Source organism: Pseudomonas sp. Leaf434, assembly GCF_001425545.1.
GTDB lineage: Bacteria > Pseudomonadota > Gammaproteobacteria > Pseudomonadales > Pseudomonadaceae > Aquipseudomonas > Aquipseudomonas siliginis.
In genome coordinates, this window is record NZ_LMQZ01000001.1 from 464,349 (window position 1) to 478,214 (window position 13,866).

Annotated in this window: 13 protein-coding genes; 11 read left to right on the forward strand and 2 right to left on the reverse strand. The window is 59.0% G+C overall.

Annotated features, from left to right (window positions below; translation table 11 throughout):
• Positions 1 to 11: 11 nt before the first annotated feature.
• The 3 genes from ASG55_RS02000 to rpoS all read left to right on the forward strand — a co-directional run bounded on the left by ASG55_RS02000 (position 12) and on the right by rpoS (position 2,842).
• Positions 12 to 647, forward strand: a complete 636-nt coding sequence (locus ASG55_RS02000; RefSeq protein ID WP_160768345.1) for a protein-L-isoaspartate(D-aspartate) O-methyltransferase — start codon at positions 12 to 14, stop codon at positions 645 to 647.
• A gap of 211 nt (positions 648 to 858) precedes the next feature.
• Complete coding sequence (locus ASG55_RS02005; protein ID WP_041478115.1) at positions 859 to 1,728, forward strand: peptidoglycan DD-metalloendopeptidase family protein; 870 nt, start codon at positions 859 to 861, stop codon at positions 1,726 to 1,728.
• 106 nt (positions 1,729 to 1,834) lie between these two features.
• Complete coding sequence (gene rpoS, locus ASG55_RS02010) at positions 1,835 to 2,842, forward strand: RNA polymerase sigma factor RpoS (RefSeq protein ID WP_016771451.1); 1,008 nt, start codon at positions 1,835 to 1,837, stop codon at positions 2,840 to 2,842.
• A 528-nt stretch (positions 2,843 to 3,370) separates the two neighbouring features.
• On the opposite strand, the gene fdxA is transcribed toward rpoS, so the two are convergent.
• The gene (fdxA, locus tag ASG55_RS02015) at positions 3,371 to 3,694 is read right to left on the reverse strand and encodes a ferredoxin FdxA (protein WP_056783233.1); all 324 of its coding nucleotides are present in this window, start codon (positions 3,692 to 3,694) and stop codon (positions 3,371 to 3,373) included.
• 163 nt (positions 3,695 to 3,857) lie between these two features.
• On the reverse strand, positions 3,858 to 6,440 hold the full coding sequence (gene mutS, locus ASG55_RS02020) for a DNA mismatch repair protein MutS (RefSeq protein WP_056783236.1): 2,583 nt from the start codon (positions 6,438 to 6,440) through the stop codon (positions 3,858 to 3,860).
• Positions 6,441 to 6,642: 202 nt separating this feature from the next.
• Here mutS and ASG55_RS02025 point away from each other — a divergent pair, with 202 nt between their 5' ends.
• The 8 genes from ASG55_RS02025 (at position 6,643) to ASG55_RS02060 (ending at position 13,866) form a co-directional block, all read left to right on the forward strand.
• Complete coding sequence (locus ASG55_RS02025) at positions 6,643 to 7,386, forward strand: LexA family transcriptional regulator (protein ID WP_056783238.1); 744 nt, start codon at positions 6,643 to 6,645, stop codon at positions 7,384 to 7,386.
• Positions 7,387 to 7,912: 526 nt separating this feature from the next.
• Entirely contained in the window at positions 7,913 to 8,251 is a 339-nt protein-coding gene (locus tag ASG55_RS02030) for a phage holin family protein (RefSeq protein WP_056783240.1), read from the forward strand.
• A 71-nt stretch (positions 8,252 to 8,322) separates the two neighbouring features.
• Positions 8,323 to 8,844 (forward strand): hypothetical protein, encoded by a 522-nt coding sequence (locus ASG55_RS02035; RefSeq protein WP_056783242.1) that lies wholly within the window; start codon positions 8,323 to 8,325, stop codon positions 8,842 to 8,844.
• A 3-nt stretch (positions 8,845 to 8,847) separates the two neighbouring features.
• Positions 8,848 to 9,456, forward strand: coding sequence for a phage baseplate assembly protein V (locus ASG55_RS02040; RefSeq protein WP_056783244.1), 609 nt, complete (start codon positions 8,848 to 8,850; stop codon positions 9,454 to 9,456).
• Positions 9,457 to 9,470: 14 nt separating this feature from the next.
• Positions 9,471 to 9,803 carry a hypothetical protein gene (locus tag ASG55_RS02045; protein ID WP_056783245.1) on the forward strand — a complete coding sequence of 111 codons (333 nt, stop codon included), beginning with the start codon at positions 9,471 to 9,473 and terminating at the stop codon, positions 9,801 to 9,803.
• Complete coding sequence (locus tag ASG55_RS02050; protein ID WP_056783247.1) at positions 9,800 to 10,795, forward strand: baseplate J/gp47 family protein; 996 nt, start codon at positions 9,800 to 9,802, stop codon at positions 10,793 to 10,795. Before ASG55_RS02045 ends, ASG55_RS02050 begins: the two co-directional genes overlap by 4 nt.
• Positions 10,792 to 11,427, forward strand: coding sequence for a phage tail protein I (locus ASG55_RS02055; RefSeq protein ID WP_056783249.1), 636 nt, complete (start codon positions 10,792 to 10,794; stop codon positions 11,425 to 11,427). The genes ASG55_RS02050 and ASG55_RS02055 overlap by 4 nt, the downstream gene beginning before the upstream one ends.
• Positions 11,428 to 13,866, forward strand: a complete 2,439-nt coding sequence (locus ASG55_RS02060; RefSeq protein WP_056783251.1) for a phage tail-collar fiber domain-containing protein — start codon at positions 11,428 to 11,430, stop codon at positions 13,864 to 13,866.

Here is a 13,866-nt window from a genome sequence, read left to right on the forward strand (position 1 = left end):
GCGGCATAGGCATGACCTCCCAACGTACGCGCGAGCGCCTGATCCAGCGTCTATATGAAGAAGGCGTGTCGAACGCCAAGGTGCTGGAAGTGATCCGCCGCACGCCGCGTCATCTGTTTGTCGACGAGGCGCTGGCGCATCGCGCTTATGAAGACACCGCGCTGCCGATCGGCAACAACCAGACCATTTCCCAGCCTTATATGGTGGCGCGCATGAGCGAGCTGCTGCTGGAGGCCGGCCCGCTGGATAAAGTGTTGGAGATCGGCACCGGTTCCGGCTACCAGACGGCGGTGTTGTCGCAACTGGTCGAACGGGTGTTTTCGGTCGAACGCATCAAGGTGCTGCAGGACCGCGCCAAGGAGCGCCTGGTCGAGCTGAACCTGCGCAACGTGGTGTTTCGCTGGGGCGATGGCTGGGAAGGCTGGCCGGCGCTGGCACCATACAACGGCATCATCGTCACCGCCGTTGCCACCGATGTACCGCAGGCTTTGCTGGATCAACTGGCCCCCGGTGGGCGCATGGTAATTCCGGTTGGCTCGGGTGAAGTGCAACAACTGATGCTGATCGTGCGCGAGGAACATGGCTTTTCCCGACACGTTCTGGGCGCTGTGCGTTTCGTGCCGTTGCTCAACGGGCCACTGGCCTGAGCATTTGCAAACAGGGCTGAATTCCTTTCAACGGCGCCGGTCTTACACCGGCAGCCAGAGTTTAAACGCAGCGTACTTGCCCCTGGCAAACGTGTGCGTCCGGTGATTTCGCTTCATTAAAGGTAAAGCCGGTTCGGCCCGTTATACTTGCGACACCTCATGCCGCAATGCGGCATTCAGAATTTTTCAGCCACCACAAAGGGAGCGGCGGGTGAGTCTCACAGTCATTGCGCAGCGTATGGGTAACACGAGCTTTCAGCGCCTGGTGACTGGCCTTGTCTTGAGCACCTTGCTGGTCGGTTGCTCCAGCACCAAATCGAGCAACGTGCGCGTTGTTGATCGCAACAATGCGGTGGCGCAACGTCCTACCGTTACCACCGGGCAGTATGTAGTCCGTCCCGGCGATACCTTGTTTTCGATCGCCTTTCGTTACGGCTGGGACTACAAAACCCTCGCCGCACGGAACAATATTCCTACGCCGTATACGATCCATCCGGGTCAGACAATTCGCTTCGACGGGCGCAGCGGTTCAACGCCGACAGCGGTGGTGAGCAACTCCAGTTCCTCACCTTCTTCGTCGAGTAAAACCACAGTAATCCGGCGCCAGGCGAATGGCACCACAACCACTACAACCACCGGTTCCAAAGGGGTTGTACCGTCCGTCGCGAGCAAACCTGCACCCGCTCCACTGCCTCCGGCAGGCCCGGCCCCGACCGGCTGGGGATGGCCATCTAATGGCGTTCTGATTGGAAAATTCTCTTCAAACGGTAGTTTGAATAAAGGAATTGATATCGCCGGAGATTTGGGACAGCCTGTTTTAGCTGCGTCTGATGGGACGGTCGTATACGCCGGGAGTGGCTTAAGGGGCTACGGCGAATTGGTCATCATCAAACACAGCGAAACCTACGTCAGTGCTTACGGACATAACCGCAGGCTGTTGGTTCGGGAGGGGCAGCAGGTCAAGGTCGGACAGACAATTGCCGAAATGGGGTCAACGGGTACAGACCGGGTGAAACTGCATTTTGAGATTCGCCGCCAAGGTAAACCTGTGGATCCGCTGCAGTTCCTGCCAAGACGTTGATTTGAAGGCCAGCCTGTTCCGTCGCGTAGAGGGGACAGGCTCCAGCGTTGCCAAGGATAAAGGCGTCGCTTGAGCTTGGGGTCGAACTCACCAAAGGACTATAACAATGGCTCTCAGTAAAGAAGTGCCGGAGTTTGACATCGACGATGAGGTTCTCCTTATGGAGACCGGCATCGATTCGGATTCGATGTTGAATGATGAAGGGGCTGCTCCACCTTCCGTTCGTTCCAAATCCAGACACTCCGCCACACTCAAACAACATAAATACATCGACTACACTCGGGCACTTGATGCCACGCAGCTGTATCTGAACGAAATCGGCTTTTCCCCTCTGCTCTCCCCGGAAGAAGAAGTTCATTTTGCGCGCTTGTCGCAAAGTGGCGATCCTGCCGGGCGCAAGCGCATGATCGAAAGTAACCTGCGGCTGGTCGTCAAGATCGCCCGGCGTTACGTCAATCGGGGGCTGTCGCTGCTGGATCTGATCGAAGAGGGCAACCTCGGCCTGATCCGCGCGGTGGAAAAGTTCGATCCGGAGCGCGGCTTCCGCTTCTCGACCTACGCAACCTGGTGGATCCGTCAGACCATCGAGCGCGCGATCATGAATCAGACCCGGACCATCCGGCTGCCGATTCACGTGGTCAAGGAGCTCAACGTGTACCTGCGGGCCGCACGGGAGCTGACGCAAAAACTCGACCACGAACCTTCACCCGAAGAAATCGCCAACCTGCTGGAAAAACCGGTGGGGGAGGTCAAGCGCATGCTGGGCCTCAACGAAAGGGTTTCTTCGGTCGACGTCTCGCTGGGTCCGGATTCGGATAAAACCCTGCTGGACACACTCACTGACGATCGTCCGACCGATCCGTGCGAACTGCTGCAGGACGATGACCTGTCGCAGAGCATCGATCAATGGCTGTCGGAGCTGACCGACAAGCAGCGCGAGGTGGTGATTCGCCGCTTCGGCCTGCGTGGTCACGAAAGCAGCACGCTGGAAGATGTCGGCCTGGAGATCGGCCTGACCCGCGAGCGGGTACGGCAGATTCAGGTGGAAGGGCTCAAGCGCCTTCGCGAGATCCTTGAAAAGAACGGCCTGTCGAGCGAGTCGCTGTTTCAATAAGCGCCTGATCGTCCGCCCGCAAAAAGCCCCGGCTGATTCAATCAGTCGGGGCTTTTTTGTTTTTCGCGTGCAGCAAATCGGGCTTTCGGCAGCCACCAGACAAGCGGTCGTCAATTTCTGAATTTGTAGTCTCGCGCTGTAAGCCTTTGCTTACTGTGTCGTAAGTGTTCGTTATTTTTACACTTCGGTGGAAGGCGATCGCGCTCACTTACAGTGAGCAACCTTTTGATTTTGTTAATTATTTCGTAAATGTTATGTCCTTGTGACAGAGCGCGCGTACGCCGAGGGCCAATTGCTCGTCTCCAGAAACTCTCTAATATCTCAACTGTGTCGACGGACAGACACGCCCTTCACGGAAGAGGGGAACGGACATCGCAGGAGGCGATTCATCAGGACGATGAAAAGGAATACAGGGAATAGGGAAAAAATGTGGGCGGGTCATACCGCCCCTTTTTTCGTCTGCAGAAAAGCAGAATCTGCAAAAGCAAAAAGGCCCGCAAGGGGCCTTTCAGTCGAGCGCGGGGTAGATCAGCGTTCGAGGTGTTTGATCTTGTTCGGCTGGCCATCCCACTCTTCGGCATCCGGCAGCGATTCTTTTTTCTCGGTGATGTTCGGCCAGATATCCGCCAGCTCGGCATTGAGCTCGATGAAGTTTTCCATGCCGCTTGGGATCTCGTCTTCCGAGAAGATCGCCACAGCCGGGCATTCTGGTTCACACAGCGCGCAGTCGATGCACTCGTCCGGGTGAATCACCAGGAAGTTCGGGCCTTCGTAAAAGCAGTCCACCGGACAGACTTCTACGCAGTCGGTGTACTTGCACTTGATGCAGTTGTCGGTGACGACGAAGGTCATTTCTAATTTTCTCCTCAGGCGGCGGCAGCGTTGCCCCTTCACGGTTGGGGTCGCCAGGTTCGGGAGCGATACCTGCTGACCAGGCTATGAGCCAGCAGCATCCCGAACCGCGCGAGATTCTAACAGCTTGAAGCGAATTGCGTTATATCCGCTTCTTCAGTGCTTATATCCGGTTCTTCAGTGCATAGAGCATTTCCAGCGCTCGACGTGGCGTCATGTCGTCCAGATCCACTTTCGCCAATTCGTCGAGCACCGGATGTGGCAGTGAGGCGAACATGTCGCTTTGCTGCGGTGTCGACGGCTTGCCCTTGGCCGCCGGTTTCGGCGCCTCGTGGGGCAGGGCAGTGTCTTCCAGGCGACTCAGATGCTCGCGCGCTCGCAGAATCACCTCGCTCGGCACGCCGGCCAGTTGTGCCACCGCCAAGCCATAGCTCTGGCTGGCAGGCCCGGGCAGAACGTGGTGCAGGAACACGATCCGTTCGTTGTGCTCGGTCGCGTTGAGGTGGACGTTGGCCACCAACGGCTCGGCTTCCGGCAACACGGTCAGTTCGAAGTAGTGCGTAGCGAACAGCGTATAGGCACGCAGATGGGCCAAGCGCTCGGCCGCCGCCCATGCCAGCGACAGACCGTCAAAGGTGCTGGTACCGCGCCCGACTTCGTCCATCAGCACCAGACTGCGCTCGGTGGCGTTATGCAGGATGTTGGCGGTTTCGCTCATCTCGACCATGAAGGTCGAGCGACCGCCGGCCAGATCATCGCTTGAGCCGATACGGGTGAAGATGCGGTCGACCAGCGACAACTCGCAACTGGCGGCCGGCACGAAACTGCCAATATGCGCTAGCAACACGATCAACGCGGTTTGCCGCATGTAAGTGGATTTACCGCCCATGTTCGGACCGGTGATGACCAGCATGCGCGTATTGTCGTCCAGGCTCAGATCGTTGGCCACGAACGGCGTGGTCAGCACTTGCTCGACCACAGGGTGACGACCCTGGGTGATGCGCATGCACGGCTCGCTGACGAAACGCGGGCAGTTGAGGTCAAGATTCAGCGCACGCTCGGCAAGGTTGCTCAGCACATCCAGCTCGGCCAATGCGCCGGCGGTGTCCTGCAGCGGTGGCAGCTGGCTGATCAAGTCTTCGAGCAGCGCTTCGTAAAGCATTTTTTCCCGGGCCAGCGCGCGACTCTTGGCCGACAGTGCCTTGTCTTCGAATTCTTTCAGCTCGGGCGTGATGAAGCGCTCGGCGCCTTTGAGCGTCTGCCGGCGGATATAGTCGGCCGGCGCCGATTCAGCCTGCTTGCTCGGCAATTCGATGAAGTAGCCGTGGATACGGTTGTAGCCGACTTTGAGGTTGGCCAGACCAGTACGGGCTTTCTCCCGGGCTTCGAGATCGATGAGGAACTGGCCGGCGTTTTCGCTCAGTGATTGCAGTTCGTCGAGTTCGCTGTCGTAACCGGTTTTCAGCACGCCGCCGTCACGGATCACCGCTGGCGGATTGTCGATGATGGCTTTTTCCAGCAATGCGGCCAGTTCCGGATAGGTGCTGGTGGTGGCCGCCAGATGCTGCAGGTGCGGCGCTTCCAGATCGGTCATCGCCACTTGCAGTTCGGGCAGTGCACCGAGAGCGTCACGCAGACGCGCAAGGTCACGTGGTCGTGCATTGCGCAGACCGATACGCGCCAGAATCCGCTCGATGTCGCCGATTTCCTTGAGCTGCGGTTGCAGCTTTTCGAAGCGATAGCCGTCGAGCAGGCAGCGGATCGAAGTCTGGCGTGCCAGCAGCACGGTGAGGTCGCGCAACGGCCGGTTCAGCCAGCGGGTCAGTAAACGGCTGCCCATGGCGGTCTGGCAGCGATCGACCACCGATTGCAGCGTGTTGTCGCGGCCACCGGCCAGATTGGTGTCGAGTTCCAGATTGCGCCGGCTGGCGCCGTCGAGCACCACGGTGTCATCGAGACGTTCGTGACGCAGGCTACGCAAATGGGGCAGGGCAGTGCGCTGGGTTTCCTTGGCGTAGGCCAACAGGCAACCGGCAGCGCCAATGGCCAGGGTCAGGTTCTCGCAGCCGAAGCCTTTCAGGTCTTGGGTGGAAAACTGCTGGCAGAGACTTTTCAGCGCCGAATCGCGCTCGAAATCCCACGGCGCGCGACGGCGTACGCCACGGCGTTTTTCCGCCGGCAGGTCTTTCGGCCAGTCATCCGGAATCAGCAATTCCACCGGGTTGACCCGCTCCAGTTCGGCGAGCAGGTTTTCCCAGCCTTTGATCTCGAGCACGGTGAAGTTGCCGCTGGTGATGTCCAGCACCGCCAGACCGAATAGTCGCTCGTCGCCCAACACCGCTGCGATCAGGTTATCGCGGCGTTCATCCAGCAGCGCCTCGTCACTGACCGTCCCCGGCGTGATGATCCGTACGACCTGGCGCTCCACCGGGCCTTTGCTGGTGGCCGGGTCGCCGACTTGCTCGCAAATCACTACCGATTCGCCGAGCTTGACCAGTTTCGCCAGGTAACCTTCCGCCGCATGGTAGGGAATCCCACACATCGGAATCGCCTGGCCCGCCGACTGCCCGCGCGCGGTCAGGGTGATGTCCAGCAATTTGGCGGCTTTCTTCGCATCTTCGTAGAAGATTTCGTAGAAATCGCCCATGCGATAGAACATCAGCTGGTCCGGGTGCTGATTCTTCAGGCGCCAGTATTGCTGCATCATCGGAGTGTGGGAGGACAGGTCGGAGACGGCTTTATTCATCGGATTGTCGGGCAACTCGTTAAAAGATGTAGGGCAAAGCGCGGGCAGTGGCCGGGCTTTTCCGCGATGGGCGCAAGGTTACCATGGCCAGTCTGCCCGACGCAGGCGCTGCGGTCGGGTGAGCATTTATTGGCAGGGAAAAGTTGATCTATGCACGATTTATGCAAATCAGCATTTGTCTTCACGAAAAACTTCAAGCACTATGCGCGTTATGCAAAAACGCAACGTTTCCTCCGTCTTAAGAGCACTGCTCGACCAGCACGGGATCTCCCCCACGGAGCTCCACCGTCGCACCGGCGTGCCTCAATCAACGCTCTCGCGGATTCTCAGCGGGAAGATTGTCGATCCTTCGGATAAACACATCTCGAAGATCGCTGAATATTTCAACGTCAGCACCGATCAGTTGCGCGGGCGCGCGGATGTCGCACCAACGGCGGCCGGCACGCGCGCTGACGTGCATGCGGAACTCAAGGACATAAGCCTGTGGGACGACGACACCCCCGTCGATGACGACGAGGTGTCGGTGCCCTTTCTACGTGAGGTTGAATTGGCTGCTGGATCAGGAAGATTCGTCATCGAAGAGAGCGAGCGCTCAAGCCTGCGCTTCGGCAAGCGCAGCCTGCGCCACAACGGCGTGCAGTTCGACCAGGCCAAGTGTGTGACAGTACGCGGCAACAGCATGTTGCCGGTTCTGCGCGATGGCGCCACCGTCGGCGTCAACGCCGGCAAGTGCGGCATCGGCGACATCATTGATGGCGACCTGTATGCGATCAATCACAATGGCCAGCTGCGCGTGAAGCAACTCTATCGGCTGCCCACCGGCATCCGTCTGCGCAGCTTCAATCGCGATGAGCATCCGGATGAGGACTACAGCTTCCAGGAAATCCAGGAAGAGCAGATCGTCATCCTCGGTCACGTCTTCTGGTGGGGCATGTACGCCCGCTGACTCTTGTTCATCCAACTGAAACCTGCCCCTCGGCAGGTTTTTTTTCGCCTGCACAAATCTCCCCACCCCTTGGCCCGCTTGGGTCTCATGCATATGCGCAAATTTAATGCATAAATAAATGCATTTACGCATTGACTGTATATGCATCCATGCATATTCTTGCCACCAAGCCGCTCGACAAAGCGGCTGGCAAGACAAGCTCTTTAGTTCCACAAGAACAGGCAGCGATGAACCGGCCTCAACGGTTCAGAGGGTTGGCAACTGACCCAGGTGTGCAGCGTAAAGCACCAGAAGCAGTTATCCGGCGGGCAGGGACCGCGGTCGGAAAAACAATCTGAATGGACTCGTACCGCGCCAGTAGCGCCGAAAAGTCAGCTTCCTTCTCGAACACAGGATTGGAAGGAAGGCGAAGGAGCGCATTACTGAAAAGCCCGGTGTACAAGCGCCGGGCTTTTTGGAATGCCTGCCTCAAGAGAAACCGTTTGAATCCAACCCATCACTCATCAATCACCCACGGAGGCGTGACATGACAAACGAGCAACAAGCGTTGGCGGACATGCCGATCTGGCTGGTCATCCTCCTCGCTGTCGTCGGCGGGGTGTCCGGCGAAATGTGGCGCGCCGACAAGGAGGGCGCCCGCGGCTGGTCACTTGTGCGGCGTCTGGCTCTGCGTTCCGGCGCCTGCATGATCTGCGGCGTGTCAGCGATCATGCTGCTGTATGCCGCCGGCATGTCGATCTGGGCCGCTGGCGCGTTTGGCTGCCTGACGGCGATGGCCGGCGCTGATGTCGCTATAGGCCTTTACGAACGCTGGGCGGCCAAGCGTATCGGCGTCTGCGAAGTGCCGCCGCGCGACCACCCTTAACCCTGAATATTTTTCCCTGCCGCCATGTTGGCGGCAGGGCTGCGCGTGGACGATTGAAAAGGAGGTCATGTATGCCCACACCGATCCAGCAGCCGTCGCAACTGTTTACAGCCATCGCGACGTCACTGCGCAACACCGCCGGCCTCAACCTCACCGTCGGCAACCATGATGATTTCACTGCACCGGGCGATCAGGCCTGGGTGCTGATCGACTTCGACCGCAATGGACCCGGGGTGCGCGCCGCTGACGGGCGAATTGCTCATGTCATGACGGTCTCTCTGCAAGTCATCCCGGCCCTTGCCGCCAGTGCATTTGCAGCGTGCGATCTGATTGCCGTGCTGAAAAACCTGATGACTGACAACCGCTGGAACATATCCGGCGATCAATGCGATCTGCCGATGAATATCGATGGCTTGCCGTCATTGCTCATCCGTGGCGATCAGCAATACAAAACCTGGACCCTGACGTTCAACCAGACACTCTACCTCGGCCCGACCTTGCTCGACGATCCGCTGGGCATGCCGAAATTCGCTCGCACCTGGGAAGTCAGCAACATCGACGACCCGGACCAGTACACCGCGCTGGAGGGCTGACCGATGTTCGATGCATTACTGCGCATGCAACTCGGCCCGATCATTGAGCGTCTGGCGGAAATGGAAGCGGAAATCGAAGACCTGCATCGCCGTGCCGAGAGTTTCTGTCGTATTGGCATCTGCCAGTCAGTTGATGCGGCGAGTAACACTTGCCAGGTCAGCCATGGTGGATTGCTCACCCCTGCGATCAAGTTCTTCAACCCCAGCGCTGGTGCGCAAAGTGAATCGCGCATCCCGACGGTGGGCGAGCAGTGCCTGCTGTTCAACTATGGCAGCGGTGAAAGCGGTGCGCAGAGTGTCGCGTTGTTCGGCTTGAACAGTGACCGTTTCCCCCCGGCCTCGACTGTGCCGACGCTGACCCGTCGGGTGCATCAGGACGGCAGCGAAAGCAGTTACGACGACGGTAGCCACGCCTTGCACTGGCTGAACGGACCCGCGCAATTCAACGGGTCTCGCGAGTCGCTCGAACTGAGCATCGGCCCTGCACGTCTGGCCATGACGCCACAACTGATCACCCTGCAACTGGGCGCCGTCGGCCTGAGCATCGACGCCTCGGGCGTGCACTTCAGCGGCCCCTTGGTCGATCACCAGGGCCGCGTCATCAGCCCCTGATTCAAGAGCCTCCCATGATCGGAATCGATAGAGACAGCGGGGCCACGGTCGACGACTGGCTGCAATTCGTGCAGCGCGCGACCCGGGCCCTGACCACACCGCTGGGCACTCGGCAGAAACGACCTTTGTACGGTTCGCTGATTCCCACTCTCCTCGGGCAGAACCTCGGTGACGACATTCTGCTTCTGGCACAGAGCCACGCCGCGCAAGCGTTCTACAACCCGCATAACGGTATCGATGATTTTCAGCCGCAAGTGATTGTTGCCAGTCGCCACGGCGACGGCCTGCTGCTGCGTTTTGCCGGCACCTGGAAAAACCGCCAACAAACCTTCGAGGTGGTGACATGAGCATGCTGATCCCCGGCCAGAATCAACTGGCCGAACCCGCGCTGATCACGGTTGAAGCGTTCGAAGATTTACTCAACGAGTTCAAAGCCTTCGTCGTCGAATACGTGGGTGCTCGTTCGCCGACCAGCGCCGCGAAACTCAAGGTGAGCCTGGAAAACGAAAGCGAATTGCTCACCCTCGCGCTAGAAGCGTTCTGCGTGCGTCTGCAAACCCATGAGCGCAAATACAACGCACGCATCAAACAAATGCTGGCGTGGTGGGCGACCGGCAGCAATCTCGATGCGCGGCTGGCCGACATGGGGCTTGAGCGGCAACTGCTCGATCCCGGCGACCCGGCGGCATTTCCGCCAGTGCCGGCGATTTATGAAAGTGATGACGACGCTCGGTTGCGTTATTACCTGGCACCTCATGCGCCGGCGGCGGGTTCGCGGATGCAGTATCGCCGCGAGGTGTTCACCCTCGGCGAGCGGCCCACGGTACAGGTTGAGTCCACTGATTCCGGCGTAGTGAATGTCACTTACACCTTCAACCCGGACGGCCTCGCCGCGCAGGTCAAGGATGGCAACGGGCGCCGCACTGCGCCGGGCGAAGTGCAAGTCACCGTGCTTTCTCGAGGCGGCGATGGCACGCCTTCCGAAGCATTGCTCGAGGGCGTCCGTCAGCACTTTGCTCGTCCAGACGTGCGCCCGGAAACTGACCTCGTTACCGTCAAGGCTGCCGAGATCCAGCGCTACAAAATCCGCGTTGTCGCCAAGATCAATTCCGGCCCCGACTCGGGCCTGACCAAGGTCGCGGCGCAAGCACAATTGCAAGCGTATGCCGACAGTTGCCATCGCCTCGAAGGCCGGGTCGATCCGAGCTGGATCGACTACACGCTGCACAGCGCCGGCGCCGTGCAACTGCAGATTCTCGAACCGCTGGCGCCGATTGTGACGACCGCGTTTCAGGCGCCGTATTGCACCGCGGTTGAAGTCGAGGTGCTGACGCTATGAGTGAAAAAACTCAGCGCCCGACCTTACTGCCGGCCAACAGCTCGGCCCTCGAACGCGGACTGGATCTGGGTTTCGGCGCCTTGCTCGATCGCATCGCACCGCCGTTCCCGGAACTGATGAACCCCGCAGAAACCCCGGTTGCCTTTCTGCCGTATCTGGCGGCGGATCGCGGTGTTGCCGAATGGAGCAGCGCCGCACCGGAGGCGGAAAAACGCCTGACCGTCGAACTGGCCTGGCCCACCGCGCGTCAGGCCGGCACTCGCAAGGCGCTGGAAAACGCCGCCAAGGGTTTGCAATTAAGACCCGAGATCCGCGCCTGGTACGAACAGACACCGCCCGGCGCGCCGTACAGCTTTTCCGTGCGTGCCTTCAGCGACCAACCATACAGCGAAGAAATCGACGCCCGTCTCGACCGCCGTCTGGCCGATGCGAAAAGCGAGAGGGACGTTCTTTCGGTGTCGGTGGGTTTGAGCGCGTTCGGCAGTCACGTCATTGGTGCTGCGACGTTTTGCGGCGAACTGACCACGGTTTATCCGGTGTTCATCGAAGGGCTCGAAACCTCTGGCGAGGCGTTCATGGCTGCCGGCATGTACACCGTCGAAACATCCACTATTTATCCTCAGGGGGCCTGAATGGCTGACTATTACACCCTGCTCACCAACGCAGGGATTGCCTACGAAACGGCGTGCAAGGCCGCCGGTACGCCGATCAAGCTGACTCAGATTTCCGTCGGCGACGGCAACGGCGCGGTCTACAACCCGGCCGCCACCGCGACCGCTCTGAAACGCGAAGTCTGGCGCGGACCGCTCAACGCACTGTTCCAGGACGAGAAGAACCCGAGCTGGCTGCTCGCCGAAGTGACCATTCCTCCGGATGTTGGCGGCTGGTATGTACGGGAAGCGGGGCTATGGACTGACACTGGTGTTCTCTATGCCATCGTCAAATATCCGGAGTCGTTCAAACCGGTGCTAGCGACGTCGGGTTCAGGTAAAGAGTTTTATATCCGCTCGATTTTCGAGACCAGCAATGCCTCGCTGGTGACCTTGTTGATTGATGACACGGTGGTCAAGGCTACTCGTGCGTGGGTCATGAGTTATCTGGCTGAAGAACTCGGCAAACTTGATGGCAAGCAGTCGGTGCGCGTTGCGGCGACTGGCAATGTCGTGATGAACAGCGCACAGCAGATTGATGGTGTTGCCGTGGTTGCCGGCGATCGCGTGCTGTTGCCGAGCCAGACGCTGGCCAAGGACAACGGCCTGTGGATTGTTGCCAATGGCGACTGGGTGCGGGCCACCGATGCCAACAGCAGCGCCAAGGTTACGCCGGGCCTGACGGTCATGGTGGAGGAGGGCGTAGCGAATGGAGATTCGCTGTGGCACCTGACCACCAATGCACCGATCACGCTTGGCACGACCGCGCTGACATTCAAGATGCTCGCAGGGCGCACCGGGATTGCTGCGGGAACTTACAAGAGCCTGACTGTTGATGAATATGGTCGCGCGACGGCTGGGGCTAATCCGGAAACGCTGGCAGGGTTTGGCATCAAGGACTCGTACACCAAGGCTGAAGTTGAGGCGTTGATCGCCAAGGCTTCCGCGTTGCCAGTTGGATCGATTGTGGCGTTTCCGGTTGATGCGCCACCGCCGGGTTTTCTGGAGCTGGATAACAGCGTCAAGAGCAGTGCGACTTATCCGGACTTGGGCGCGTATTTGGGTGGCAAGTTCAACAAGGGCGATGAGGGGGTTGGTAATTTCCGGCTGCCGGAAGCGCGCGGGGAGTTTTTGCGCGGTTGGGATCATGGGCGTGGGGTGGACGTCGGCCGGGAAATCGGCAGTGCGCAGCTCGATTCGCTCCAAAACATCACGGGACAATATGCCGCGAACAATGGTGTTCAACTTGCAGCTGTGGGCACGGTCGGCGGCGCTTTTGGCTCGACGGCGACCGGTGGGACGCAAATCCCCGGAGGTGGAGCCGCTACCGGCGTCATCAATATGCTCTTCGATGCTTCGAGAGTTGCGCGCACCTCAACAGAAACCCGTCCTCGCAACATCGCCGTCATGTGGTGCATCAAAGCCTGGAATGCCCCGGTCAATCAGGGAACCATTGATGTCGCCGCGCTGGCGAAGGAGGTCGAACGGCTGAAATCTGCCGTTCCGGTGGGTGCTGTTCTGGCATTCCCTGTGGGGATCGTTGCTCCTGGATATCTGGAGCTCGACGGCAGTGTGCAGAGCATTGCGGCTTATCCGGATCTGGCGGCTTTTCTCGGTACCACTTACAACAAGGGTAACGAGGGTGCGGGGAACTTCCGCTTGCCAGAGTCACGTGGCGAGTTCCTGCGTGGCTGGGATCATGGCCGAGGAGTGGATGCCGGTCGAGCTATGGGAAGTAACCAGGCAGAATCCTTCAAGGCGCACAATCACCGTTATTTTGACGAAACCGGCGCTACATTGGATCCGGCTGGCGAGTGGCAGGGTGGCAAAGTCAATGGTGCTGTTGCAGCAATATCGACAGGTGCTTTTCTTTCCGCTGTAGATGCCGGAACTACCATGCAGACGGTGACTGTTGTTACGACAGTAAACGCAGGTGGGGCGGAAACCCGCCCCCGCAACCTAGCCGTCATGTGGTGCATCAAAGCCTGGAACGCACCGGTTAACCAGGGAAGCATCGACATCGCTGCATTGACGGGACTTTCCCAACAAGCGTCTGAAGTGAATCAAGGCACAGCGAAAGTCGCGACCCAGAGTCAAACCAATGCAGGAACCGATGACACCGTCATTGTTTCACCGAAAAAACTGCGCCTCGGATTCGAGATCAATCTTGCCGCCAATGGATACATCATTTTCCCATCGTGGCTTGGCGGCCTGATGCTGCAATGGGGCTTGGCGAATATGCCGGGGACATCCGCAAATTTCAGTTTCCCGATTGCCTTCCGCAACAGCGTCTTTCAAATGATAGCTACAGATGGCGGTGGTGGTGCCCACTCGTTGGGAGTAAGTCCAGTGACGACAGGCTTCACCGCTTGGGGCAATGCAGCGACAACGAACTTCCGCTATCTGGCCATAGGTAACTAA

What these genes read in the sequence shown, in the direction of transcription:
- ASG55_RS02000 (WP_160768345.1), top strand. Translation starts at nt 12, where the DNA reads ATGACCTCCCAACGTACGCGCGAGCGCCTGATCCAGCGTCTATATGAA.
- rpoS (WP_016771451.1), top strand. Translation starts at nt 1,835, where the DNA reads ATGGCTCTCAGTAAAGAAGTGCCGGAGTTTGACATCGACGATGAGGTT.
- fdxA (WP_056783233.1), bottom strand. Translation starts at nt 3,694, where the DNA reads ATGACCTTCGTCGTCACCGACAACTGCATCAAGTGCAAGTACACCGAC.
- mutS (WP_056783236.1), bottom strand. Translation starts at nt 6,440, where the DNA reads ATGAATAAAGCCGTCTCCGACCTGTCCTCCCACACTCCGATGATGCAG.
- ASG55_RS02025 (WP_056783238.1), top strand. Translation starts at nt 6,643, where the DNA reads ATGCGCGTTATGCAAAAACGCAACGTTTCCTCCGTCTTAAGAGCACTG.
- ASG55_RS02030 (WP_056783240.1), top strand. Translation starts at nt 7,913, where the DNA reads ATGACAAACGAGCAACAAGCGTTGGCGGACATGCCGATCTGGCTGGTC.
- ASG55_RS02035 (WP_056783242.1), top strand. Translation starts at nt 8,323, where the DNA reads ATGCCCACACCGATCCAGCAGCCGTCGCAACTGTTTACAGCCATCGCG.
- ASG55_RS02040 (WP_056783244.1), top strand. Translation starts at nt 8,848, where the DNA reads ATGTTCGATGCATTACTGCGCATGCAACTCGGCCCGATCATTGAGCGT.
- ASG55_RS02045 (WP_056783245.1), top strand. Translation starts at nt 9,471, where the DNA reads ATGATCGGAATCGATAGAGACAGCGGGGCCACGGTCGACGACTGGCTG.
- ASG55_RS02050 (WP_056783247.1), top strand. Translation starts at nt 9,800, where the DNA reads ATGAGCATGCTGATCCCCGGCCAGAATCAACTGGCCGAACCCGCGCTG.
- ASG55_RS02055 (WP_056783249.1), top strand. Translation starts at nt 10,792, where the DNA reads ATGAGTGAAAAAACTCAGCGCCCGACCTTACTGCCGGCCAACAGCTCG.
- ASG55_RS02060 (WP_056783251.1), top strand. Translation starts at nt 11,428, where the DNA reads ATGGCTGACTATTACACCCTGCTCACCAACGCAGGGATTGCCTACGAA.